Source organism: Kitasatospora sp. NPDC086801, assembly GCF_044745805.1.
Taxonomy (GTDB): Bacteria; Actinomycetota; Actinomycetes; order Streptomycetales; family Streptomycetaceae; genus Kitasatospora.
On sequence record NZ_JBIVAX010000037.1, the window covers coordinates 68279 to 88818 of the forward strand.

A 20540-nucleotide genomic window follows, 5' to 3' on the forward strand; every position below is an offset into this window, starting at 1 on the left:
CAGGTGCCACTACGGCGGGTAGTAGCCGCGGGGCGGTCACGGCGTGCCACGGTGGCTGTTTTGGGAGAATTTGTCCGACTTGCGTGTTTGCGGGTCGGAGGCCGATGGCGCGGGCGGATCGTGAGGGTGCGAGGTGTGGTGGCCTGCGTTCTTCAGGGCCATCCCGGCATCCGGCGGCGGGGCGGGAGCCCGCGCCGGGCGGCCGCCCGACGCCTAGGCCGCAGGCATCCACTATCGGGGACCGTAGACGGCGAACCCCGTGTGGGCGGCCTCACACGTCCGGCCGGTCGGGATCGGCGCAGGGTGACCGCCCGCTCACCGCTTCAGGAAGCCGCGTACGGGTTCCCGGCGGCGGGCCCCGCCGACGCGGCGGCCGGGGGCGCGGGCCGCGGCGCCGCAGCCGGTTCCGGGGCCGCGGACGGTTCCGGCTCCTGCTCCGGGGCCCGCTCCGGCCGCCGCGTCGGCGGGGCCAGGTCGCGGGCCAGCAGGGTGGCGCCCGCGACGGCCCCCGGCATGGCGAGCACCGTCACCAGCGGAACCAGGAACGCCAGGATCAGCGGCGTGCCGAAGCCCAGCGCCAGCCCGGGCCGGGAGCGCAGCAGCCGGATCCGTTCGCGCTGCGGCACCCCGCGCCGCTGGAGGGCGACGGCCGTCAGCTCGACGGTCAGGAAGAAGCCGGACACCAGGAAGCCGAGCGCGGGCACCACCGTCTGCCCGATCACCGGGATGAAGCCGCAGCCGAACAGCACCACGCCGAACGCGGCCACCCGCAGCAGGACGTACGCGCTGTCCCGTACCGCGATCACCAGCTCGCGCCACAGCGGCGTCTCCGGCGGGGTGGGCGCACCGCCCTCGGTCTCGTCGACCTTCGCGCACAGCGCCTCGTAGAAGGGCTGTCCGACCGTCAGCGTGACGGCGGTGAAGGTGAGCAGCGAGAGCAGCAGGCCGCCGCCGAAGGCGATCGCGGCGAGCGCGTCGCGCAACAGGCCCTGCCAGGGCGAGCTCCAGTGGTCGGCGAACGGGGTGGCCCAGTCGGCGAGGTCCTTCGACCAGCCGCCGAGGAAGGCGAGCGCGACGGCGTACCCGGCCAGGGTGAGCAGCGCGGGCAGCATGCCGAAGCCCCACCAGCGGCCGTGCCGGCCCACCCACTTCTGGCCCCCGACCAGGCACTTCATCCCCGCCACAAGATCTCGCATGGGCGATCACCCTAGGGCTTCCCGGTCCGGAACCCCGCATTGCCGTGTTCCTGCCAGTTTCGACCGGCAGGGCCGGTCCCCTCCTGCCGCGCCGCCCGCCGGGCCACCCTCGGTGCTCCCCGACCTGTCATGGAGGAGACTGATGAAGCGTCAATTCGGCAGATTCATAGCACTGTTGGCCGCCCTGGTGCTCGGCGCCGGTGCGCTGGTGCTGCCCGCCGCCGCCTCGCCCGCACCCTCGGCGTCCTCGCCGGGCGTGGTCGGCGGCACGCGGGCGGCGCAGGGTGAGTTCCCGTTCGTGGTGCGGCTCTCGATGGGCTGCGGCGGCGCGCTCTACACCCCGCAGATCGTGCTCACCGCCGCCCACTGCGTCAACGGCACCGGCGCCGACACCAGCATCACCGCGACCGCCGGCGTGGTCGACCTGCGCAGCGGAAGCGCGGTCAAGGTCAACTCGTCGTACGTCTACCAGGCGCCCGGCTTCTCCAGCGCGGAGAGCGGTGACGACTGGGCGCTGATCAAGCTGGCCTCGCCGGTCGGCGGCAGCCAGGCGAGCACGCTGCCGACCACCGACTCCACCGCCTACGACAGCGGCACCTTCACCATCATGGGCTGGGGCGCCGCGACCGAGGGCGGTGCGCAGCAGCGCTACCTGCTCAAGGCCACCGTGCCGTTCGTCGACGGCGCCGCCTGCGCCAGCGCCTACCCGGGCCTGAACGGCGCGGCCTCGCTCTGCGCGGGCTACGTCGACCAGGGCGGCGTCGACACCTGCCAGGGCGACTCCGGCGGGCCGATGGTCCACCGGGACGCGGCCGGCCGCTGGGTCCAGGTCGGCATCGTCAGCTGGGGCAGCGGCTGCGCCCGGCCCGGCTACCCGGGCGTCTACACCAAGGTGAGCACCTACGCGGCCGACATCGCTGCGGCTGCGGCCGGGCTCTGACACCGACCGCCTGAGTGCCCGGGGGAGCCTCCCCGGGCGCTCAGGCGCTCAGGCGCTCAGGCACTCAGCGCTCAGGCGCTCGGGCGCTCAGCCGTCCGCCGGGGGCCGGTGCGCCGTTGAACCGCCCAGCCATGACCGGGCCCGGCGCCGCTCGTAGGCGATCCGCCCGGTGGCGTCCGGCGGCAGCCGGGAGAGTACGGCGGCCGCGGCCTCGTGGCGCCCGGCCCGGGCGTACGCCCCGGCGAGGCGGCCGGCGACCAGTGCGTGGTAGTGCGGGTGGACGGCCTCGTCCAGGCGCCCCAGGGCGGCGCCCAGGTGGGCCACCGCCGCGTGCGCGTGGGCGGTGCGGCCGGTGCGCAGGGCGAGGTCCCGGTGGCAGGTGCCGTGCGCGACGCCCAGCACCAGGGCGGCCCGGGCGGCCCCGGGCACCGGCTCGCCGGCCCGCAGGGCGGCCTCGGTCAGCCGTTCGGCCTCCGCCAGCGCCCGCCACGCCTCGGGCGCCGCGCCGGCCAGCGCGTGGGCGTGCGCCCGGGCGAGGGCGGCCCAGGCCCGTAGGCCGGGCAGGGTGCGGGCGGTGGCGTGGGCGGCCTCGGCCAGGGCGAGTGCGGTGGCCGGGGCGCCGCTCCACCAGTGCAGCGTGCTCTGCCGGGCGAGCAGGGCGGCCGTGGTCGGCTGGTCGTCGGCGGCGCGGGCCCACTCCAGCCCGGCCGTGTACCAGCCGAGTGCGCGGGTGCGGCGGTCGCCCTCGAAGTGGGCCCAGCCGGCGAGTTCGGCGTAGCGGGCGGCGAGCGAGCGGACGGCGGGGGCGGTCTCGCGCGGGGCGGCGTGCTGCCAGGCGGCCAGGGTGCGGGCGTGGTGTTCGAGGACGGCGGCCAGCTGTTCGCCGCCGGTGTGGGCGGCGGCCGCGCGGTAGACGTCGAGCAGGTGGCCGAGCACGGCGAAGGTGGCGGCGTCCGGTCGGCCCGTCGGGGGGCCCGCCCCGGTCTCGCCGAGGGGCGGCAGGGTGGGGGCGGCGAGTTCGCCGAGGTACTCCCGCTCCTGTCGGACGGGTTGCCAGAGGGCGGCCAACTCGCCTCCGGTGAGCAGGAGTTCGTCGGCCCGGGCGGGGAGGCCAGGCGGTGGCCAGCGGCGGGCGTTCTCCACTCGGCTGATCAGTGAGTTGTGGTAGCCGAGCAGGCGGCCGAGTTCGGCCTGGCTGAGTCCGCGGGCCTCGCGCCAGTGGCGCAGCCGGTGGCCGAAGCGCAGGCGCGCGGACGCGGGGGCGGGGAGGGGTGGCAAGGGGTCTCCCGGGGGGTGGGGGAGCGCTCGTGGGGGAGCGCCATGCCCAGGTATCCCCGTTGACGTGCCATCGTCAAACTGTGGTTCGTATCCCCGGAACGACACCGGGCCCGGGAGCCTCCGCAACGGCTCCCGGGCCCGGCACCGTCGCGCGGCGCGGGCGGGTCAGGACCCCGCTGCCACCGCGGCCCGCCGCCGTCGGCCCACCACGGCCGAGGCCGCGAGCACGATCGCCGCGGCGACCAGCGACAGGTACATCTGCTTGCGCCCGTCGGCGTCGGTGAACATGTACGCCACCACGAACCCGATCATGCCGATGGCCGTCCAGGTCAGGTAGGGGTACAGCCACATGCGGACGGTCAGCCGCTCGGGAGTCTCCCGCTCGATGATCCGGCGCATCCGCAGCTGGGAGAAGCAGATCACCAGCCAGACGAAGAGCGCAACCGCGCCGGAGGAGTTGAGCAGGAACGCGAACACCGTGTCCGGCGAGGTGTAGTTGAAGAACACCGCGACGAAGCCGAAGACCACCGAGGAGAGGATGGCCACCCGCGGCACGCCCCGGTTGGTCACGGTCGCGAAGGCCCTGGGCGCGTCCCCGCGCTGGCCGAGCGAGAAGGCCATCCGGGAGGCCGTGTACATCCCGGAGTTGAGGCAGGACAGCACGGCCGTCAGCACGATCACGTTCATCACCTGGCCGGCGCCCGGGATGCCCACGTGCTCCAGCACCGCCACGTACGGGCTGCCCTTGACGGCGTCCGAGTCCCACGGCAGTAGGGTGACCACGAGCAGGATCGAGCCCAGGTAGAAGATGCCGATGCGCCAGATCACGCTGTTGGTGGCCTTGCTGACCGCGCGCTCCGGGTCCTCCGACTCGCCCGCGGCCAGGGTGACGATCTCACTGCCCATGAAGGCGAAGACCACCGTGAGCATGCCGGTGAACACCGCGCCCACGCCGTGCGGCAGGAAGCCGCCGTGGCCGGTCAGATTGCTGGTGCCGACCGCGTGGGTGCCGGGCAGCACGCCGAAGACCGCGAGCGTGGCGATCACCAGGAACGCGGCGATCGCCACCACCTTGATCCCGGCGAACCAGAACTCGAACTCGCCGTAGGAGGCCACCGAGAACAGGTTGGTGGCGGTCAGCACCGCCATCACGAGCAGCGCGAACGCCCACTGCGGCACGCCGGGCATCCAGCCGTTGAGGATCTTCGCGCCGGCGGTGGCCTCCACCGCGAGCACCACGACCCAGAAGAACCAGTACAGCCAGCCGATGCTGAACCCGGCCCAGCGGCCGAGCGCGCGGTCCGCGTACGCCGAGAACGAGCCGCTCTGCGGGTCGGCCGCCGCCATCTCGCCGAGCATCCGCATCACCAGGACGACCAGCACCCCGGCCAGCGTGTAGGAGAGCAGGATGCCCGGCCCGGTGGAGGCGATGCCCGCGCCGGAGCCGACGAACAGACCGGCGCCGATCACCCCGCCGATGGCGATCATCGACAGGTGGCGGTTCTTGAGCCCGGCCTTCAGGTGGCCCTCGCCGCCGCCGTGCCCGGGCGGCCCGGCCTGGTGGGGGGCCTGGGCGGCTGCCGCAGGCTTGGTGGTGTCCGCACTCATCAGATGAGCCCTGTGCCTTTCCCGCGCGGCGCGACCCTCGGCTCGTTGCGCCGGAGGGTGGGGGACGGACCCGCGCATTGCGGTGCAACCTAACTTCTTCGGCCGCTTATCGGAACAGCACTTCGGTAACTGTTCGCTCACCGGACGCGAAAGGCCAGGTCAGAATGGGTGGACAAGCAGTGCGAAAAGCTCAAATCTGACGCATTGCCAGTGGTTCGGCGGCGTTCCGGGCCCTGTCGCGGCTCACGGCCCGCGCAGCTCCAGCACGGTGATCCGCGCCGCGTCCGCCGGCCGGCCGGTCAGGCGCGCCGCCAGGATCCGGGGGATGTCGCCCTCCTGCGAGTACCCGGGCACCACCTCGACCTCCGCCCGCCGCACGCCGGTCTCGCCCCGCACCGCGTACACCACCCGGTACGCGGTCCGCTCCGGTGGCGGCGGCGCGCCCTGCCCGCGACGTCGGACGGTCATCGGCATCGACCTCCTCGGCCCATTGTCGGCCCGATCCCGGCCCGGTGTGGCCGATCGGGGCAAACCCGGGCACAGTGGGATTCTCGGCACGTCCTCGGCGCGAGGACGCCCCGCCGGGCGGGAACCTCCGGGAACGGGAACCTCCGGGAAGGAGCGACCCCATGCAGACCACCTGGAAGGGGACGATCAGCTTCGGGCTGGTCAGCATCCCCGTCCACCTCTACTCGGCCACCCAGGAACACGACGTCCCGCTGCACCAGGTGCACGCCAAGGACGGCGGACGGGTGCGGATGAAGCGGTACTGCGAGCGGGAGGAGAAGGAGGTCCCGTACGCGGAGATCGCCAAGGGCTACGAGTCCCCCGACGGCCGCACCGTCACGCTCACCGACGAGGACCTCGCCGACCTGCCGCTGCCCAGCAAGAAGATCATCGACGTGCTGGCCTTCGTGGACGCCGGCGAGATCGACCCGCTGATGTTCTCCAAGGCCTACTACGTGGGCGTCGCCGACCAGGCCGCCGCCAAGCCGTACGCCCTGCTGCGCGACGCGCTCACCGAGTCCGGGCAGATCGCCGTCACCAAGATCGCGCTGCGCACCCGGGAATCCCCGGCGGTGCTGCGGGTGCACGACGGCACGCTGGTGCTGCAGACCTGCATCTGGCCCGACGAGGTCCGCCCCGCGGCCGGCATCGCGCCCGAGGATGACGTCACCGTCCGGCCGCAGGAGCTCAAGATGGCGCGGTCGCTGATGGACACCCTCTCCGAGGACTTCGACCTCGCCCAGTTGCACGACGACTACCAGCAGGCGTTGCAGCAGGTGATCACGGCCCGGCTGGAGGGCGTCGAGCTCCCGCACGAGGAGGAGCCGGGCGAGGCGCCGGACAACGTGATCGACCTGATGGAGGCGCTGCGCAGCAGCCTCAAACAGGCCAAGGGCGGGCGGAGGCGTGCCGCCGGGCCCGAACCGGCCGCTCCCGAACCGGAGGAGGAGCGGCCCGCGCCCCGCAAGCGGGCCCCGGCCGAGAAGCCCGCCGCCCCGGCGGCCGCCGCCAGGAAGGCCGGCGCGGCGAAGAAGACCGCGACCGGAAAGACCACGACCGCGACCGGAAAGTCCGCGACCGGAAAGACCACGGCTCCGCGCAAGGCCTCCTGAGCCCCGCGGATCCGGCAGCCCCCCGAGAACCGGAGGCGATCCCGATGGACCTGCTGACGTACAAGGAACTCGACACCGACACCGACCCCGAGGCCCCGCAGCACCGGAGCCCGGTGCAGCGGGCCTGGCACTGGCTGCTCGGCCTCAACCCGACCGCCGTGGTGTTCATGGTCGCGCTCTCGCTCGGCCTGGGCATGGTCGGCGCCCAGGTGAGCTGGCTGCCGATGCTGGTGGTGATGGCCATCGTCTGGGGAGCGACCGTCCTCGCCCTGGTCGGCGTGGTCGCCCGCTGGATGACGCCCGGCCGGGGCAGGCACCGGGTGGCGCCCTGACCCGGCCGCGTTCGCGCCGGACACGTCCTAGCCGATCCACACCGTGGTGACGTTGCAGAACTCCCGGATCCCGTGACCGGACAGCTCCCGGCCGAACCCGGAGCGCTTGACGCCGCCGAACGGCAGCGCCGGGTGGGAGGCGGTCATCCCGTTGAAGAACACCCCGCCGGCCTGGATGTCGCGGACGAAGCGCTCCTGCTCGCCCTCGTCCCGGGTCCAGACGTTGGAACTGAGCCCGAACGGCGTGTCGTTGGCGAACGCCACCGCCTCGTCCAGGTCGGCGACCCGGTAGACCGTGGCGACCGGGCCGAAGGTCTCCTCCTGGTGGATCCGCATGGCCGGGGTGATGCCGGTCAGCACCGTCGGCTCGTAGAAGTACCCGGTGTCCCAGCCCTCCGGGCGCCCGCCGCCGCACTCGACCCGGGCGCCGTGGGTGCGGGCGTCCTCGACCAGTTCCTCCAGGTCGTCCCGGCCCTGGCGGCTGGCCAGCGGGCCGACGTCGGTCGCCTCGTCCATCGGGTCGCCGACGCGCAGCGCCCGCATCGCCTCGGTGAAGGCGGCGGTGAAGCGGTCGTACACGTCGGTGTGCACGATGAAGCGCTTGGCGGCGATGCAGGACTGCCCGTTGTTCTGCGCCCGGGCCCGGACGGCGGTGCGCACCGCCGCGTCCAGGTCGGCGCTGGGCAGCACCACGAAGGGGTCGCTGCCGCCCAGTTCCAGAACGGCCTTCTTCACCTCGTCGGCGGCGGTGGCGGCGACCGCCCGCCCGGCCGGCTCGCTGCCGGTGAGCGTCACCGCGGCCACCCGGCGGTCCCGGATCACGCCCTCGACCGCGCCCGAGCCGATCAGCAGCGTCTGGAAGCAGCCCTCCGGGAAGCCGGCCCGCCGGAACAGCTCCTCCAGCGCCAGCGCCGTCCGGGGCACGTTGGAGGCGTGCTTGAGCAGGCCGACGTTGCCCGCCATCAGGGCCGGCGCGGCGAACCGGATCACCTGCCAGAACGGGAAGTTCCACGGCATCACGGCCAGCACCGCCCCGAGCGGGCGGTAGCGGACGTAGGCGCGGGCGGCGCCGGAGTCGGCGACGTCGGCCGGCGCCGGGTGCTCGTCGGCGAGCAGCCCCTCGGCGTGGTCGGCGTACCAGCGCATCGCCTTGGCGCACTTGGCGGCCTCGGCCCGGGAGGCGGTGAGCGGCTTGCCCATCTCCTCGGTCATGGTGCGGGCGATCGCCTCCAGATCCTGGTCCAGCAGGTCGGCGGCCCGGCGCAGCAGGTCGGCGCGGGCGGCGAAGGGGGTGGTGCGGTAGCCGTGGAAGGCGGCCTCGGCGCGGGCCAGCCGCTGCTCGACGCCGGCCGCGTCGAGCGGTTCGAAGGTCTCCAGGATCTCGCCGGTCGCGGGGTTGACGCTGGCGATGGGCATGCGGGGCTCCCAGGGGGGTCGGGGTCCGGTGCGTCTGCGCCTCTCACCCTCCCCGACGGCCCGCCCGGGGGCACGCCACCGGCGCCCGGCGTGTCCCGCCGGGCGCGCGGCGTCAGGGCGCGCCCTACTCGGGCAGCGACTCCACCCGGGCTGCCGCCTCGCGGGCCCGGGCACCGGCCCTCGTCCGCGCAGCCGTCACCAGCCGGCTGGGGAAACGGTGCAGGTACTCGGCCTCCAACTGCCCGGTGCGCAGGGTGTGCCGCTTGAGGGCCTCCTCCGAGCCGTACAGGAAGGTCTCGTGGCGCGTGCGGTGCAGCTGTTCCAGCTCGTGCAGGAGCGTGTCGTTGCCCAGGGCGTGCGGGGAGACGCCCGCAGGCCGGATGTGCGGATCCTCGACGTGGCGCATCTCGGTACCTCCTCGGCGGAAGCCCCCTCCTCACAGGGTGCCCGCTGCCCCCGACCGGTGCATCAGTTCGGGTGGACCGGGGCGCGTCCGTCAGGCCGGTCGTGATCGAACGGATCGTAGGATGAATGCCTCTGGACTCTTCGCTCCCGCCCCCTACAGCTCGGACAGATCCCCCATGCCCCTCCCCAAGGCCGAACTCCACCTCCACATCGAAGGCACCCTGGAGCCCGAACTCGCCTTCGCCCTCGCGGCCCGCAACGCGGTCGCGCTGCCCTACGCCGACACCGAGGCGCTGCGGAAGGCGTACTCCTTCAGCGACCTGCAGTCCTTCCTGGACCTGTACTACGCGCTGATGGCCGTGCTGCGCACCGAGGAGGACTTCGCCGACCTCGCCGACGCCTACCTCGCCCGGGCGGCCGAGGCGGGGGTGCGGCACGCGGAGATCTTCTTCGACCCGCAGGCGCACACCGCGCGCGGCGTGCCGCTCGGCGTGGTGGTCGACGGCCTGACCCGGGCGCTGGCGCGCAGCGAGGAGCGGCACGGGATCAGCACCCGGCTGATCATGTGCTTCCTGCGGGACGAGTCCGCCGAGTCCGCGCTGGAGACCTTCGAGGCCGCCCGCCCCTACTTCGACCGGATCGCGGGCATCGGCCTCGACTCGGCCGAGGTCGGCCACCCGCCGGCCAAGTTCCGCGAGGTCTACCGCCGGGCCGCCGAGGCCGGGCTGCACCGCGTCGCCCACGCGGGTGAGGAGGGCCCGGCGTCCTACATCACCGAGGCGCTGGACGTGCTCGGCGTCGAGCGGATCGACCACGGCCTGCGCTGCCTGGAGGACGGCGAGCTGGTCGCGCGGCTGGTCCGCGAGCAGGTCCCGCTGACCCTCTGCCCGCTCTCCAACGTCCGCCTGCGCTGCATCGACACGCTCACCGACCACCCGCTGCGCGAGATGCTGGAGGCCGGCCTGCTGGTCACCGTCAACTCGGACGACCCGGCGTACTTCGGCGGCTACGTCGACGACAACTTCCGCGCCGTCCAGCAGGCCCTCGCCCTCGACGAGGAGACCCTCCGCCGGCTCGCCGCCAACTCCTTCCGGGCCTCCTTCATCGACGACGAGCGCCGGGCCGAACTGCTGGCCGAGGTCGAGGAGTTCCGTTTCTAGGGAGCGCCCGACGGGCGGGCCCCACCGCCCCGGCCCCGGGGCGGTGGGGCCCGGGGCCGGGCGGCGGGGTCAGAGCAGGGTGCTCCAGTAGTACCAGAACCGGTTGAGGACCAGCAGGGCGATCACCGCGTACCAGAGCGCCGGGACGACCCAGTGGTAGCGCGCCGCCTCGCGGACGACCGGGCGCAGGGCGCGGCCGGTGGGGATGATCCCGGAGCGCAGGTTGTGCAGGGTGGTGTACCAGAACAGCGGGATCATCGCGGCCCAGACCACCATGCAGTACGGGCACAGCGCGTTGATCCGGTAGAGCGCCTGGTACATCAGCCAGGTCACGAAGCCGATGCCGAAGACCGTCCCGGCCTGGAGGCCGAGCCAGAACCAGCGCCGGTACGGCGCTCCGGCGAGCAGCCCGGCGCCGATCGCGATGACGACCCCGAAGCCGACCAGGCCGAGCAGCGAGTTGGGGAAGCCGAAGGCCTCGGCCTGGTCGCTGCGCATGATCGAGCCGCAGCTGATGATCGGGTTGATGTTGCAGGAGGGGACGTAGGACGGGTCCTTCAGCAGCCGGATCTTGTCCAGGGTGAGGACCGAGGAGGCGAACAGGCCGACCGCGCCGCCGATCAGCAGCAGCCAGGCGAACGGGCGGCTCGCGCCGTACGTCCGCGCGGCGGGGGCGGTGGCCGTCATCCGGTCACCTGCTCGACCATCGCGGTGAACTGCTCGGGCGTGGCGGCCTTGCCGCCGGTGAGGACGTCCAGCTTCTTGCCGTCCAGCTTGACGGTCGGGGTGCCGGTGACGTCGCTCTTGTTGAACTCCTCGTTCACCCGGGCCGCCCACGGCGCGTAGGTGCCGTCCTGGACGGCCTTGACGAAGCCGTCGGTCTTCAGCCCGGGGACCTGGCCGGCCAGGTCGAGGAGGTGGTTGACGTCGCCGAAGCCGTCGGTGCGCTCGTCGGGCTGGTTGGCGTAGAGCACGTCGTGGAACTGCTTGAACTTGTCGACGCCCTCGTTGAGCGCGGCGCCGGCCGCGGCCAGCGCGGTGCGCGAGCCCTTGCCGCCGAGGTTCTTGTCCAGGAACGTCGCCAGGTGGTACTCGATCTTGTACGTGCCGGCGTCGGCGAGCTGCTGGATGGTCTTGCCGGTGGTGGTCTCCAACTGCTCGCAGTACGGGCAGCGGAAGTCCTCGTAGATCTCCAGGGTGTGCGGGGCGTCGGCCTTGCCGTAGGTGATCACGGTGCCGTCCTGGCCGCCCGCGTTGGCGGGGACGACCAGCGGGCCGCTCGCGGCCGCGTCGGCGGAACCGGAGCCGGAGGAGCCGCTGACGGCGAAGGCCACGCCCGCCGCGAGGGCCAGCACGGCGGCGGAGGCGACGCCGACCACGACCCGGCGGCGGATCCGGTCGGAGCGCTCGGCCTGGGCACGGGCGGCGCGCATGCGGTCGGTGGCGCTGGTCTTGTCGGCGGTCTTGCGGGTGTTGCTCATGAGGTGTCGTCCTGTGCTCTCGGGCGTGCGGGGGTGCGGGGGCGCGGGGCGCGCGGCGAGAGGACCGGCCGGGAGCGGCGCCGAGCGGCGCGCGCCTGTCAGCAGGCCAGGGCGAGCGCCGGCGGACCGCGCCGGACGGCCGGGCGGACGACGACGTCCTCGGCCGGGACCAGGGCCCGGCTGGCCGGGGGGAACGGCACCCGCGCCACCGGACGGGCCGGGACGGGCGCGGCGAGCAGCCGCAGCCAGCGGGCGGCGGCCGGCAGGTGCCGGTGCAGGAAGTCGCCCAGCATCCGGACGGTGCGGGCGAGGCCGGCCAGCGCGGCGTCCGCGCGGCGCAGCCAGAACGCGCCGGCCAGCGCGATCGCGGCGTGCAGCAGCAGGAGCAGCAGGACGCCGGTCTGCTGGGAGACGCCGTGGCCGAGCAGGAACCCGCCCAGTGAGCCGCCGCCGCACAGCAGCGGCTGGAAGCCGTGCGCGGCGCCGGGCGGCAGCGACGGGCAGGCGGTCTGGGCGAAGTCGAACAGCGCGCTGACGCCCAGCTCCAGCGGCAGGAACACCGCCGCGACCGCCGGGTAGCCGCGCTCGCGGCCGGCCAGCGCGTACGCCACCGCGAACACGGCGACGGAGGCCAGGGCCATCGTCCCGGCCGGCAGCGCGCGGCCGGTGACCACCACCTGGCCGAGCCCGGCGAGCAGCACGACCAGCGCGGCGAAGACCGCCGCGCGGAGCGTCCTGGTGACCGGGCCGATGTTCATGGCATCCGAGTCTGCCACAGGTTGAAAGTGAAACGGTCGGGCCGGAGGTCCGCTGTGAACAGCCTCACCACCGGCGCTGAGCTGGTCTTATGCGGCCCTTACGTGCGGGTGGCCGCCGCGCTCACCCGGGCCGGCCCGCCGTGCTCACCCGTGTCCGCCCGCCGCGCCGACCCGCTCCTCGACCAGCTCCCGGAAGTGCTCCAGGTCGCCCCGCACGGTCCGCTCGATCGCCCCGGCCAGGGCGAAACCGCGCGGCCCGCCGAACGCCTCGTGCATCGCCTCCGGGTCGTACTCCACCCGGATCTGCAGCCGGGTGCGCCGGGCGGCCAGCGGCAGGAGCGCGAACGCGCCGTGCAGCCGCGGTTCGTCGAGCGTCCGCCAGGACATCACCCGGCCCCGGCCGCGGTCGGTGATCTCGGTGTCCACCGCCCGCTCGGCGCCGCCGACCTCCACCCCGAGGTGCGCCAGGTTCCGTCCGTGCGGGTGGGCGCTGCGGACGCCGTCGACGAACTGCGGGTAGTCGTGCACCCGGTGCAGCTGCTCCCAGGCGACGAGGACGGGGACGGCGAGGTCGATCTGTTCCTCAAGGATGCTCATCACGGTGCTCCGGGGCGGGGGCGCATGGGGGACGCGGGATACGGCGCGTAGTTCCAGCCTGCGCCCCGGGCGGGGGCCGGGCAAAGGCGAGGGTGGGGCACGGGCGGGCGGCCGGCCCGGGGCTGCGGGAGACTGGGCGCATGCCGGAGCTGCCCGAGGTCGAGGCGCTGAGCGCCTTCCTGTCCGAGCGGCTGACCGGGCGCGTCATCGCCCGCGTGCAGCCGGTCGCGATCAGCGCGCTGAAGACGTACGACCCGCCGGTCACCGCGCTGGAGGGGCGGACCGTCGGCCCGGTGACCCGGCACGGCAAGTTCCTGGACATCGAGGCCGGCGGACTGCACCTGGTGGTCCACCTGGCCCGCGCCGGCTGGCTGCGCTGGAAGGACGGCCTGCCCGCCGAGCCGCCGCGCCCGAGCCCGAGGAACCCGCTGGCGCTACGGCTGCGCCTGGCCGGGGAGGCCGGCGACGGCTTCGACCTGACCGAGGCGGGGACCAAGAAGGGCCTCGCGGTCTACGTGGTGGAGGACCCGGCCGAGGTGCCCGGGGTGGCCCGGCTCGGCCCGGACCCGCTGGACCCGGCGTTCACCCTGGCGGACTTCGCCGCCCTGCTGAGCGGCGACCGGCGCCGGCTCAAGGGCGTGCTGCGGGACCAGGGCGTGCTGGCCGGGGTGGGCAACGCCTACTCGGACGAGGTGCTGCACGCGGCCCGGATGTCCCCGTACAAACTGGCGGCCGGCCTGACCGGGGAGGAGACGGAGCGGCTCTACGAGGCGCTCGGCGCCACGCTGCGGGACGCGGTGGAGCGCTCGCGCGGGCTGGCGGCGGGGGAGCTGAAGGCGGAGAAGAAGCTGGGGCTGCGGGTGCACGGCCGGACCGGCCTGCCCTGCCCGGTCTGCGGGGACACCGTGCGCGAGGTGTCCTTCGCGGACTCCTCGCTGCAGTACTGCCCGACCTGCCAGACCGGGGGGAAACCGCTGGCGGACCGGCGGCTGTCGCGGCTGCTGAAGTGAGCCGCCGGGTGGGGCCGGCCTGGTGCGGCCTGCCCCACCCGGGGTGGGCTCGGTGGCAGCGGGGCCCGTCGGGCCGGGGCCTCGGCCCCGTCCCCGGCCTGGTCCGGGGCGGGCTCAGCGCTTGATGGCGACGCCGCCCCAGTAGTACGCGGCCTTCGGGTCGGCCGGCGGCTCGCCGTCCGGGCGCCAGGCGAGGACGGGGGACAGGCCCGGCTCGACCAGGTCCCAGCCGTCGAAGAAGCGCAGGACGTCGTCGCGGGTGCGCGGGACGAGGGTCATGCCGCCGGCCCGGGCGGCCTCGGTGACCTTGCCGACCGCCTCCGGGTCGAAGTCCTGGGTGGGGGTGGTGAGGGCGATGCAGCTGCCGGCGGGCAGGGCGTCGCGCAGGGCGGCGACCCGGCCCCACGGGTCGTCCTCGTCGGCGATGAGCATCAGCACGGCGATCATCAGCAGGCCGACCGGCCGGGTGAGGTCCAGGGTGGCGGTGAGCGCCGGGTCGGTGAACAGTTCCTCGGGCTTGCGCAGGTCGGCGTGGATGTAGGTGGTCCGGCTGGCAGGGCTGGACACCATCAGGGCGCGGGCGTGGGCGAGCACGATCGGGTCGTTGTCGACGTAGACCACCCGGGTGCCGGGGCTGACCGCCTCGGCGATCTCGTGGGTGTTGGGCGAGGTGGGGATGCCGGTGCCGAGGTCGAGGAACTGCCGGATGCCGTGTTCCCGGGCGAGGTGGCGGACGGCCCGGCCCTGGAAGGCGCGGTTCGCCTTGGCCATCTGCTTGACGCTCGGCACGGCCTGCTCGATGGCCTGCCCCATGGCGCGGTCCGGCGGGAAGTTGGTCTTGCCGCCCAGCCAGTAGTCGTACACGCGCGCCGAGTGCGGGGCGGTGGTGTCGACGCCGAACCGTTCCCACTGGCTCAGCTCGGTGGGGTCGTCGTCGGGCCGGCCCTGGTCCGGGATGTCCTGACTTGTCGTCATGGCCACGTCCTCTGATGGCAGATCATCACACTGGGGAAGGCACAGCGTAGCGGTCCGGAGGGGAGGCCGGGCGTCCGGTCGGGGGAGTGGTGGGGAGGCCGGGGGAGGGAGGGGTGTGCTTGCGCCGTCGGAGTGGTGATCGGGCCCGTCTGAGGCGCCATCGGGGAGCGGCGGCGGTACACGGGGGAAGCATTCAGAATGCTGTCAGATCATCAGATTTACTCACGAATGCCCTCGCGGCGATTGCTGCTGGTCGCGGCCGGGATGTCCCTGCTCGGGGCGGCCGGCTGCGGGAGCCCCTGGAGCGGCGGGGACGCCGGTGCGGACACCACGGCGCGGCCGCCGGGTGCCGTACCGGAGGCCGCCGGGTCGACCCCCGGGCCGTCCGGGACGCCCGCGTCGACCCCCTCCGGCCCGCCGCCCGCCCCCGTCCCGCCGGCGCCCGTCCACCGGGTGCTCACGGAGGCCGAGCGCAAGCCGGTCAACGAACTCGACCCGGCTGGCCGGGTGGTGGGGCTCACCATCGACGACGGGCCGGACCCCCGGTACACGCCGACCGTGCTGGCGCTGCTCCAGCAGTACGGGATCCGGGCGACCTTCTTCCTGGTCGGCGAGTGCGCCGTCGAGAACCAGGGGCTGGTGCGGGAGATCGCCGACCGCGGCCACCACATCGGCAACCACACCTGGACCCACCCCGACCTGCGGCACATGCCCGAGGAGGCGGTGCGGGACGAGCTGGAGCGCACCTCCGACCTGCTCCAGCGGATCACCGGACGCCAGCCGACCTGGTTCCGGGCGCCCGGCGGGGACTGGTCGGCGGTCGCGCTCAAGGTGAGCTCCGAGCTCGGGATGCGGCCGATGGGCTGGTCGGTGGACCCGGAGGACTGGGCCGAGCCCGGGACGGCGGCGATCACCGAGCGGATCCTCAAGAACGTCCGGCCCGGGTCGATCGTGCTCAACCACGACGGCGGCGGCGACCGCTCACAGACGGTGGCGGCGCTGAAGGCGTACCTGCCGGTGCTGGTCGACCAGGGGTACTCCTTCTCGGCCCCGTCGAACTGAGCGGGGGCGCGGGGCGGCGGGTGTGGGCGGCGGTTTCCCGATGAAGGTCGCGGCTTTGCCGCTTAAACCACCCGAAAGAGTGGCTTGGGAGAACCGTTTCTGCTGATTTTGGGCCTCTAGGGTGATCTCGCATCAATGCATCAGGTACCACCAGGTACCTCCTGAAAGGCCATCAATCATGCGTCTCCGCAACACCGCACTCGCCGTCGCCAGCGCCGTCGCCCTCGTCCTCGCGGTTCCGACCTCCGCCAACGCCGCCACCGGCGACTTCCTCTACAGGGTCGGCCCCGGCGTGCCGGCCGGGCTCGCCGACCCGGAGAGCGGCCAGTGCATCAACCTGTTCGGGGCCACCGAGAAGGACCCGGCCTTCGCGCCGGAGAACTTCACCACCTCGACGGCCACGGTCTTCCTGGACTTCGACTGCAACGGCGACGTCTTCTACGTCATGAACCCCGGCAAGAAGCTCGGCGACCGGCTGAAGCTGCGTTCCGTGGTCTTCTCCTGAGTGGGGTGGCCCGGGCCGGACGGTCGGCGTAGCGTCGAACTGTCCGGCCCGGTCGCCGGCGCCCCGCCGTGTCCGCGTGCGGCCCGCTGTGCCCGTGGTCGGGCCCCGCAGCCTGGGCAGAGCGAAGGAGGGCCTGGGATGACCGGCAACGGCTACGCACACCCCGAGGCGCTGGTGGGCACCGAGTGGCTGGCCCACCACCTGGACGACGGGACGATCCGGGTCGTCGAGGTGGACGAGGACACCACCGCCTACGACCGGGACCACATCCCCGGCGCGATCGGCTGGAACTGGACCACCGACCTGCACTGCCGGATCGGCCGCGACTACGTCGACCGGGAGGGCGTCCAGCACCTGCTGCGGGCGGCCGGCGTGGAGGACGACACCACCGTGGTGCTCTACGGCGGCAACAACAACTGGTTCGCCGCGTACGCCTACTGGCTGCTGCGGCTGCGGGGCTTCGGGCCCGTGCGGCTGCTGGACGGCGGGCGCAAGAAGTGGGAGCTGGAGGGGCGCGGGCTCACCGAAGAGGTGATGGACTACCAGCACACCGCCTACCGGCTGACCGGGCCCGAGCGCCCGGAGCTGCGGGCACTGCGGGACGAAGTGCTCGGCAAGGCCGAGGTGTTCGCCAAGCCCGGCTCGGACGCGGTGCTGGTCGACGTCCGCTCGCCCGCCGAGTACCGGGGCGAGCTGATCGCGCCGCCGCACCTGCCGCAGGAGCAGGCGCAGGTGCCCGGGCACATCCCCGGCGCGGTCAACGTCCCCTGGTCCCAGGCGGCCAACGACGACGGGTCGTTCCGCTCGGCGGAGGAACTGCGGGCGCTGTACGGGGGGAAGGGCGTGGAACCGGAGCGCGAGGTGATCGCGTACTGCCGGATCGGCGAACGGTCCGCGCACACCTGGTTCGCGCTCACCGAGCTGCTGGGGTACCCGCACGTGAAGAACTACGACGGCTCGTGGACGGAGTACGGCTCGCTGGTGCGGGCGCCGGTGGCGCTCGGCGGGTGAGGGCGGTGCGGGGGTGGCCGCCGGGGCGGTGGCAGCCGGGGTGGTGGTGGTCGGGGGGGGGGGTGAGGGGCCGGGGTGCGAGGGACGGGTGGGGCGCGGGGGGCCGGTGGGGTGTGTGACGGTGCCGCGGCGGTGCCGTTTCGGCCCGTTTCTTTTCATGAACATCTCACAATCAGGGAGTGGACCGGGGCCTACCGGGACAAGGATCGATCCGACCCATCGTCCCCGTGACCCTGGAGGACCACGTGCGCAAGAGGCTGATCGTCTCTGCTGCCAGCGCCCTGAGCCTGTTCCTGGCCGTCCCCGCCTCGGCGGCCGACTTCCAACCCGGCGCGGCCGGCGTCGGAGACCCGTACTACCCGACCTACGGGAACGGCGGGTACCGCGTCTCGCACTACGACATCCGGCTGAAATACCAGCCCGCCACCGACGAACTGGAGGGCACCACCACCATCCTCGCCACGGCGACCGAGAACCTCTCCCGGTTCAACCTGGACTTCGCGCTGAACGTCCAGGAGGTCCGGGTCAACGGGCGTCCGGCGACCTTCGCCACCAGCGGGGAGCAGGAACTGGAGGTCACGCCCGCCCGGCCGCTGGCCAAGGGCAGCCTGGCCACCGTGGTGGTCCGCTACAAGGGCGTCCCGTCCACCGTGAAGAAGTACGGCTTCACCGCCTGGCTGCGCACGCCGGACGGCGCGGTGGCCGCCGGTGAGCCCGAGTCGGCGTGGTGGTGGTTCCCGAGCAACGACCACCCGAGCGACAAGGCCACCTTCGACGTCTCGGTCCAGGTGCCGGACGGCAACCAGGTGATCAGCAACGGCATCCTGACCGGCGCCGTCTCCCAGGCCGGCTGGACCCGCTACAGCTGGCGCGAGAACAAGCCGCAGGCGACCTACCTGGCCACCCTCGCGGTCGGCAAGTTCGACGTCACGACCGACACCACGCCGAGTGGGCTGCCCGTCTACAACGCGTACAGCAAGGACCTCGGCGAGAACGCCGACGCGGCCAAGGCCAGTGTCGAGCGCACCGGCGAACTGGTCGACTGGCTGAGCGGCTACTTCGGCGAGTACCCGTTCAGCTCGGTCGGCGGCTACGTGCCCAACGTCAAGACCGGCTTCGCCCTGGAGACCCAGACCCGGGTCTTCTACAGCCCCCGGCAGTTCGCGCGCGGCTCCAACACCTCCGTCGTCGTGCACGAGCTGGCCCACCAGTGGTACGGCGACAGCGTCTCGGTCTCGCGCTGGAGCGACATCTGGCTGAACGAGGGCTTCGCCCGGTACGCGCAGTTCCTCTGGTCCGAGCACGAGGGCGAGGGCACGGCACAGGAACTCGCCGACTACGTCTACGCCTCGCACCCGGCCGACGACCCCTTCTGGACCGTCAAGCCGGGCGACCCGGGCGCCGCCGACCAGTTCTCGAACGCCGTCTACGAGCGGGGCGCGGTGGCCATCCAGGCGCTGCGCAACGCCGTCGGGGACGACAAGTTCTTCCAGATCCTGAAGGGCTGGCCCACCGAGCGCCGGTACGGCAACGCCACCGTCCCGGAGTTCCAGGCGTACGCCGAGAAGGTCTCCGGGAAGAAGCTCGGGGACCTCTTCGCCACCTGGCTGTTCACCGCCTCGAAGCCGGCCACCGGGCCGGTGCCGGCCGCAGTGGCCGCTGCGGCCTCGCTCGCGCCGGGTGCGGACGCGGGAGGGGCCGACGGGCAGCTGCCGGTGGAGCCGAAGTCCTGGAAGAAGATCCAGGAGACCAACTCGCTGCACGACGAGGAGCGTTGAGGCTCGGGTGCGTTGAGACCTGGGTACGTTGGCGTCCGGGTACGTTGGCGTCCGGGTGCGTTGAGCCCCGGGTGCGTTGAGCCCGGGATGTGTGGAGGCCTGGGTCGCCCGGTGAGTGGGTGACCTGGTGACGGGCGTGGTCCGGTCGGCCGCTTGAGGAAGCGGGTGGTCGATCGGGCTACGCCGCTCCGGAGCCGTCCGCCGCCAGCAGTTCGGTGAGGCGGCGGACGGCGAAGGGTATGAGCTCCCGGACCGGGATCAGCCGGCAGGGCGCGCTGCCGACCAGCACCTCGCGGATGCCCGCCCGCTCCTCGAACTCCCGCCCCACGACCGGGAAGTGGGTGTCGTTGTCGTTGCCCACGTCGGGCGCCTCGATCCAGACCCGCTCGCCCTGGATCGCCATCGGGAAGCGGCGGAGCTTGAGCCGGCGGTTGGGCGCGAAGGTCTCGGCGTAGTGCAGGAAGGTGTTGCGGTTGTGCCCGACGCCGATCAGCAGCACGTACCCGCCGAGGTCGTGCAGCGCGCCGAAGGGCGACTCGCGGCCGACCGCGAAGCCCAGTGAGCGGCGGGCGGTGACCTCGCGGGCGTGCGCCCCGACCGCGGCGACCGAGGCCTGCGGATGCGTGCTGCGCAGGCTCTCCGGCAGCGCGCGCAGCGCCTCCGGGACGGCGCCCATGCGGGAGGGGAGCCCGGTGTGGAACAGCGGGACGGCGGCCCGCCGTTCGGCGACCTCGGGGCTCGGCAGGCCGGTGTGCTCCGGAGCCGGGTCGCTGACGACGTCGGTGGTGAAGGTGGGCACCGCGACCGTGCCGCCGGGCCCGACCGCCTCGCGCAGGCTGGCCACCACGGCCGCGGCGCCGCCGTCGACCCGGCCGAGGCTGGAGAGTGAGGAGTGCACGATCATCGCCATGCCCTCGCGGACGCCCACCCGCCGCCAGCCCTCGACGAGATCGGCGGTGCTGAGCGGCGCGTCGGGCGGGGTGGTGCGCGGGCCGGCGCTGTGCGCGGTGGTGCGGTGCGCGGTCATGGTGCCCCCTGGCGGTGCTGTGCAGGTGCTGGTGGGATCGTTCGGGGCCGACCATAGCGTGTGCCACTGACAACCGGTCAGGACGGGGTGGCCGTCCTCGGGTCGGCGGTCTACTCAGGCCCTCGAACCCGTCGCCTCGGCCAGCACCCGGGCCTCCTGCTCGGGCGTGAAGCCGTGGCCGAGGGGCGGTTCGCCGCGCTCGCGGTCCCAGGCGAGCACGTCGGCGGCGGTGACCGCGAGCGGGGTCGCCGGCAACCCGGCCGCGGGGGGGCCGGCGGGGCGGCGCGGGGGGCCCGGCCCCCCCCGCCCCCCCCCCGCCCCCCGGGCCCACGGCGGCGGCGCCCCCGCCCGCGGCCCCCGGGCCCCCACCACCACGGGGGCC

22 protein-coding genes are annotated in these 20540 nt (G+C 73.7%); 9 read left to right on the plus strand and 13 right to left on the minus strand.

From position 1 onward, the window contains the following. Positions 1-323: 323 nt before the first annotated feature. The gene (locus ACIPLC_RS29570) at positions 324-1196 is read right to left on the minus strand and encodes an EI24 domain-containing protein (protein ID WP_400476078.1); all 873 of its coding nucleotides are present in this window, start codon (positions 1194-1196) and stop codon (positions 324-326) included. Between the two features lie 142 nt (positions 1197-1338). Here ACIPLC_RS29570 and ACIPLC_RS29575 point away from each other — a divergent pair, with 142 nt between their 5' ends. After that, on the plus strand, positions 1339-2136 hold the full coding sequence (locus ACIPLC_RS29575; protein ID WP_400476079.1) for a serine protease: 798 nt from the start codon (positions 1339-1341) through the stop codon (positions 2134-2136). An 87-nt stretch (positions 2137-2223) separates the two neighbouring features. Here the strand turns inward: ACIPLC_RS29575 and ACIPLC_RS29580 are convergent, their stop codons facing one another. The 3 genes from ACIPLC_RS29580 to ACIPLC_RS29590 all read right to left on the minus strand — a co-directional run bounded on the left by ACIPLC_RS29580 (position 2224) and on the right by ACIPLC_RS29590 (position 5490). After that, entirely contained in the window at positions 2224-3414 is a 1191-nt protein-coding gene (locus ACIPLC_RS29580) for a helix-turn-helix domain-containing protein (RefSeq protein ID WP_400476080.1), read from the minus strand. 165 nt (positions 3415-3579) lie between these two features. Then, positions 3580-5022, minus strand: a complete 1443-nt coding sequence (locus ACIPLC_RS29585; RefSeq protein WP_400476081.1) for an amino acid permease — start codon at positions 5020-5022, stop codon at positions 3580-3582. A gap of 243 nt (positions 5023-5265) precedes the next feature. Further along, a complete protein-coding gene (locus ACIPLC_RS29590; RefSeq protein WP_400476082.1) occupies positions 5266-5490 on the minus strand; it encodes a hypothetical protein in 225 nt (74 codons plus the stop codon). Positions 5491-5651: 161 nt separating this feature from the next. Between ACIPLC_RS29590 and ACIPLC_RS29595 the strand changes: the two genes are divergently transcribed. Further along, positions 5652-6641 (plus strand): Ku protein, encoded by a 990-nt coding sequence (locus tag ACIPLC_RS29595; RefSeq protein WP_400476083.1) that lies wholly within the window; start codon positions 5652-5654, stop codon positions 6639-6641. 44 nt (positions 6642-6685) lie between these two features. After that, positions 6686-6973: a hypothetical protein gene (locus ACIPLC_RS29600; protein WP_400476084.1), complete on the plus strand. Its 288-nt coding sequence runs from the start codon at positions 6686-6688 to the stop codon at positions 6971-6973. Positions 6974-7000: 27 nt separating this feature from the next. Here ACIPLC_RS29600 and ACIPLC_RS29605 read toward each other — a convergent pair whose 3' ends face one another. After that, entirely contained in the window at positions 7001-8389 is a 1389-nt protein-coding gene (locus tag ACIPLC_RS29605; protein ID WP_400476085.1) for an NADP-dependent succinic semialdehyde dehydrogenase, read from the minus strand. Positions 8390-8513: 124 nt separating this feature from the next. Beyond that, positions 8514-8795: a DUF6158 family protein gene (locus ACIPLC_RS29610; RefSeq protein ID WP_400476086.1), complete on the minus strand. Its 282-nt coding sequence runs from the start codon at positions 8793-8795 to the stop codon at positions 8514-8516. Positions 8796-8970: 175 nt separating this feature from the next. Here ACIPLC_RS29610 and ACIPLC_RS29615 point away from each other — a divergent pair, with 175 nt between their 5' ends. Then, entirely contained in the window at positions 8971-9954 is a 984-nt protein-coding gene (locus ACIPLC_RS29615; RefSeq protein ID WP_400476087.1) for an adenosine deaminase, read from the plus strand. A 69-nt stretch (positions 9955-10023) separates the two neighbouring features. On the opposite strand, the gene ACIPLC_RS29620 is transcribed toward ACIPLC_RS29615, so the two are convergent. The 4 genes from ACIPLC_RS29620 to ACIPLC_RS29635 form a co-directional block, all read right to left on the minus strand. Next, positions 10024-10641 carry a vitamin K epoxide reductase family protein gene (locus tag ACIPLC_RS29620; protein ID WP_400476088.1) on the minus strand — a complete coding sequence of 206 codons (618 nt, stop codon included), beginning with the start codon at positions 10639-10641 and terminating at the stop codon, positions 10024-10026. Then, positions 10638-11435, minus strand: coding sequence for a DsbA family protein (locus ACIPLC_RS29625; RefSeq protein WP_400476089.1), 798 nt, complete (start codon positions 11433-11435; stop codon positions 10638-10640). Before ACIPLC_RS29625 ends, ACIPLC_RS29620 begins: the two co-directional genes overlap by 4 nt. Before the next feature lie 98 nt (positions 11436-11533). Then, positions 11534-12193 (minus strand): hypothetical protein, encoded by a 660-nt coding sequence (locus ACIPLC_RS29630; protein WP_400476090.1) that lies wholly within the window; start codon positions 12191-12193, stop codon positions 11534-11536. Positions 12194-12337: 144 nt separating this feature from the next. Next, positions 12338-12790, minus strand: a complete 453-nt coding sequence (locus ACIPLC_RS29635; protein ID WP_400476091.1) for an SRPBCC family protein — start codon at positions 12788-12790, stop codon at positions 12338-12340. A gap of 140 nt (positions 12791-12930) precedes the next feature. On the opposite strand from ACIPLC_RS29635, the gene ACIPLC_RS29640 reads away from it, so the two are divergent. Next, positions 12931-13800: an Fpg/Nei family DNA glycosylase gene (locus ACIPLC_RS29640; RefSeq protein WP_400476092.1), complete on the plus strand. Its 870-nt coding sequence runs from the start codon at positions 12931-12933 to the stop codon at positions 13798-13800. 114 nt (positions 13801-13914) lie between these two features. Here ACIPLC_RS29640 and ACIPLC_RS29645 read toward each other — a convergent pair whose 3' ends face one another. Then, a complete protein-coding gene (locus ACIPLC_RS29645) occupies positions 13915-14775 on the minus strand; it encodes an SAM-dependent methyltransferase (protein WP_400476093.1) in 861 nt (286 codons plus the stop codon). 228 nt (positions 14776-15003) lie between these two features. On the opposite strand from ACIPLC_RS29645, the gene ACIPLC_RS29650 reads away from it, so the two are divergent. From ACIPLC_RS29650 to ACIPLC_RS29665, 4 genes are all read left to right on the plus strand, one after another. After that, positions 15004-15837, plus strand: coding sequence for a polysaccharide deacetylase family protein (locus ACIPLC_RS29650; RefSeq protein WP_400476094.1), 834 nt, complete (start codon positions 15004-15006; stop codon positions 15835-15837). A 178-nt stretch (positions 15838-16015) separates the two neighbouring features. After that, entirely contained in the window at positions 16016-16342 is a 327-nt protein-coding gene (locus ACIPLC_RS29655) for a hypothetical protein (RefSeq protein WP_400476095.1), read from the plus strand. A gap of 138 nt (positions 16343-16480) precedes the next feature. Then, complete coding sequence (locus tag ACIPLC_RS29660) at positions 16481-17353, plus strand: sulfurtransferase (RefSeq protein ID WP_400476096.1); 873 nt, start codon at positions 16481-16483, stop codon at positions 17351-17353. A gap of 245 nt (positions 17354-17598) precedes the next feature. Beyond that, positions 17599-19131: a M1 family metallopeptidase gene (locus ACIPLC_RS29665; protein WP_400476102.1), complete on the plus strand. Its 1533-nt coding sequence runs from the start codon at positions 17599-17601 to the stop codon at positions 19129-19131. Positions 19132-19309: 178 nt separating this feature from the next. On the opposite strand, the gene ACIPLC_RS29670 is transcribed toward ACIPLC_RS29665, so the two are convergent. Then, complete coding sequence (locus ACIPLC_RS29670) at positions 19310-20158, minus strand: aminoglycoside N(3)-acetyltransferase (RefSeq protein ID WP_400476097.1); 849 nt, start codon at positions 20156-20158, stop codon at positions 19310-19312. Positions 20159-20272: 114 nt separating this feature from the next. Continuing rightward, positions 20273-20413, minus strand: coding sequence for a hypothetical protein (locus ACIPLC_RS29675; RefSeq protein WP_400476098.1), 141 nt, complete (start codon positions 20411-20413; stop codon positions 20273-20275). Positions 20414-20540 lie beyond the last annotated feature (127 nt).

Excerpts from the sequence above, each read along its gene's own strand:
- ACIPLC_RS29570 (WP_400476078.1), bottom strand. The coding sequence starts at position 1,196 with ATGCGAGATCTTGTGGCGGGGATGAAGTGCCTGGTCGGGGGCCAGAAG.
- ACIPLC_RS29575 (WP_400476079.1), top strand. The coding sequence starts at position 1,339 with ATGAAGCGTCAATTCGGCAGATTCATAGCACTGTTGGCCGCCCTGGTG.
- ACIPLC_RS29585 (WP_400476081.1), bottom strand. The coding sequence starts at position 5,022 with ATGAGTGCGGACACCACCAAGCCTGCGGCAGCCGCCCAGGCCCCCCAC.
- ACIPLC_RS29590 (WP_400476082.1), bottom strand. The coding sequence starts at position 5,490 with ATGACCGTCCGACGTCGCGGGCAGGGCGCGCCGCCGCCACCGGAGCGG.
- ACIPLC_RS29595 (WP_400476083.1), top strand. The coding sequence starts at position 5,652 with ATGCAGACCACCTGGAAGGGGACGATCAGCTTCGGGCTGGTCAGCATC.
- ACIPLC_RS29600 (WP_400476084.1), top strand. The coding sequence starts at position 6,686 with ATGGACCTGCTGACGTACAAGGAACTCGACACCGACACCGACCCCGAG.
- ACIPLC_RS29605 (WP_400476085.1), bottom strand. The coding sequence starts at position 8,389 with ATGCCCATCGCCAGCGTCAACCCCGCGACCGGCGAGATCCTGGAGACC.
- ACIPLC_RS29610 (WP_400476086.1), bottom strand. The coding sequence starts at position 8,795 with ATGCGCCACGTCGAGGATCCGCACATCCGGCCTGCGGGCGTCTCCCCG.
- ACIPLC_RS29615 (WP_400476087.1), top strand. The coding sequence starts at position 8,971 with ATGCCCCTCCCCAAGGCCGAACTCCACCTCCACATCGAAGGCACCCTG.
- ACIPLC_RS29620 (WP_400476088.1), bottom strand. The coding sequence starts at position 10,641 with ATGACGGCCACCGCCCCCGCCGCGCGGACGTACGGCGCGAGCCGCCCG.
- ACIPLC_RS29625 (WP_400476089.1), bottom strand. The coding sequence starts at position 11,435 with ATGAGCAACACCCGCAAGACCGCCGACAAGACCAGCGCCACCGACCGC.
- ACIPLC_RS29630 (WP_400476090.1), bottom strand. The coding sequence starts at position 12,193 with ATGAACATCGGCCCGGTCACCAGGACGCTCCGCGCGGCGGTCTTCGCC.
- ACIPLC_RS29635 (WP_400476091.1), bottom strand. The coding sequence starts at position 12,790 with ATGAGCATCCTTGAGGAACAGATCGACCTCGCCGTCCCCGTCCTCGTC.
- ACIPLC_RS29640 (WP_400476092.1), top strand. The coding sequence starts at position 12,931 with ATGCCGGAGCTGCCCGAGGTCGAGGCGCTGAGCGCCTTCCTGTCCGAG.
- ACIPLC_RS29645 (WP_400476093.1), bottom strand. The coding sequence starts at position 14,775 with ATGACGACAAGTCAGGACATCCCGGACCAGGGCCGGCCCGACGACGAC.
- ACIPLC_RS29650 (WP_400476094.1), top strand. The coding sequence starts at position 15,004 with ATGCCCTCGCGGCGATTGCTGCTGGTCGCGGCCGGGATGTCCCTGCTC.
- ACIPLC_RS29655 (WP_400476095.1), top strand. The coding sequence starts at position 16,016 with ATGCGTCTCCGCAACACCGCACTCGCCGTCGCCAGCGCCGTCGCCCTC.
- ACIPLC_RS29660 (WP_400476096.1), top strand. The coding sequence starts at position 16,481 with ATGACCGGCAACGGCTACGCACACCCCGAGGCGCTGGTGGGCACCGAG.
- ACIPLC_RS29670 (WP_400476097.1), bottom strand. The coding sequence starts at position 20,158 with ATGACCGCGCACCGCACCACCGCGCACAGCGCCGGCCCGCGCACCACC.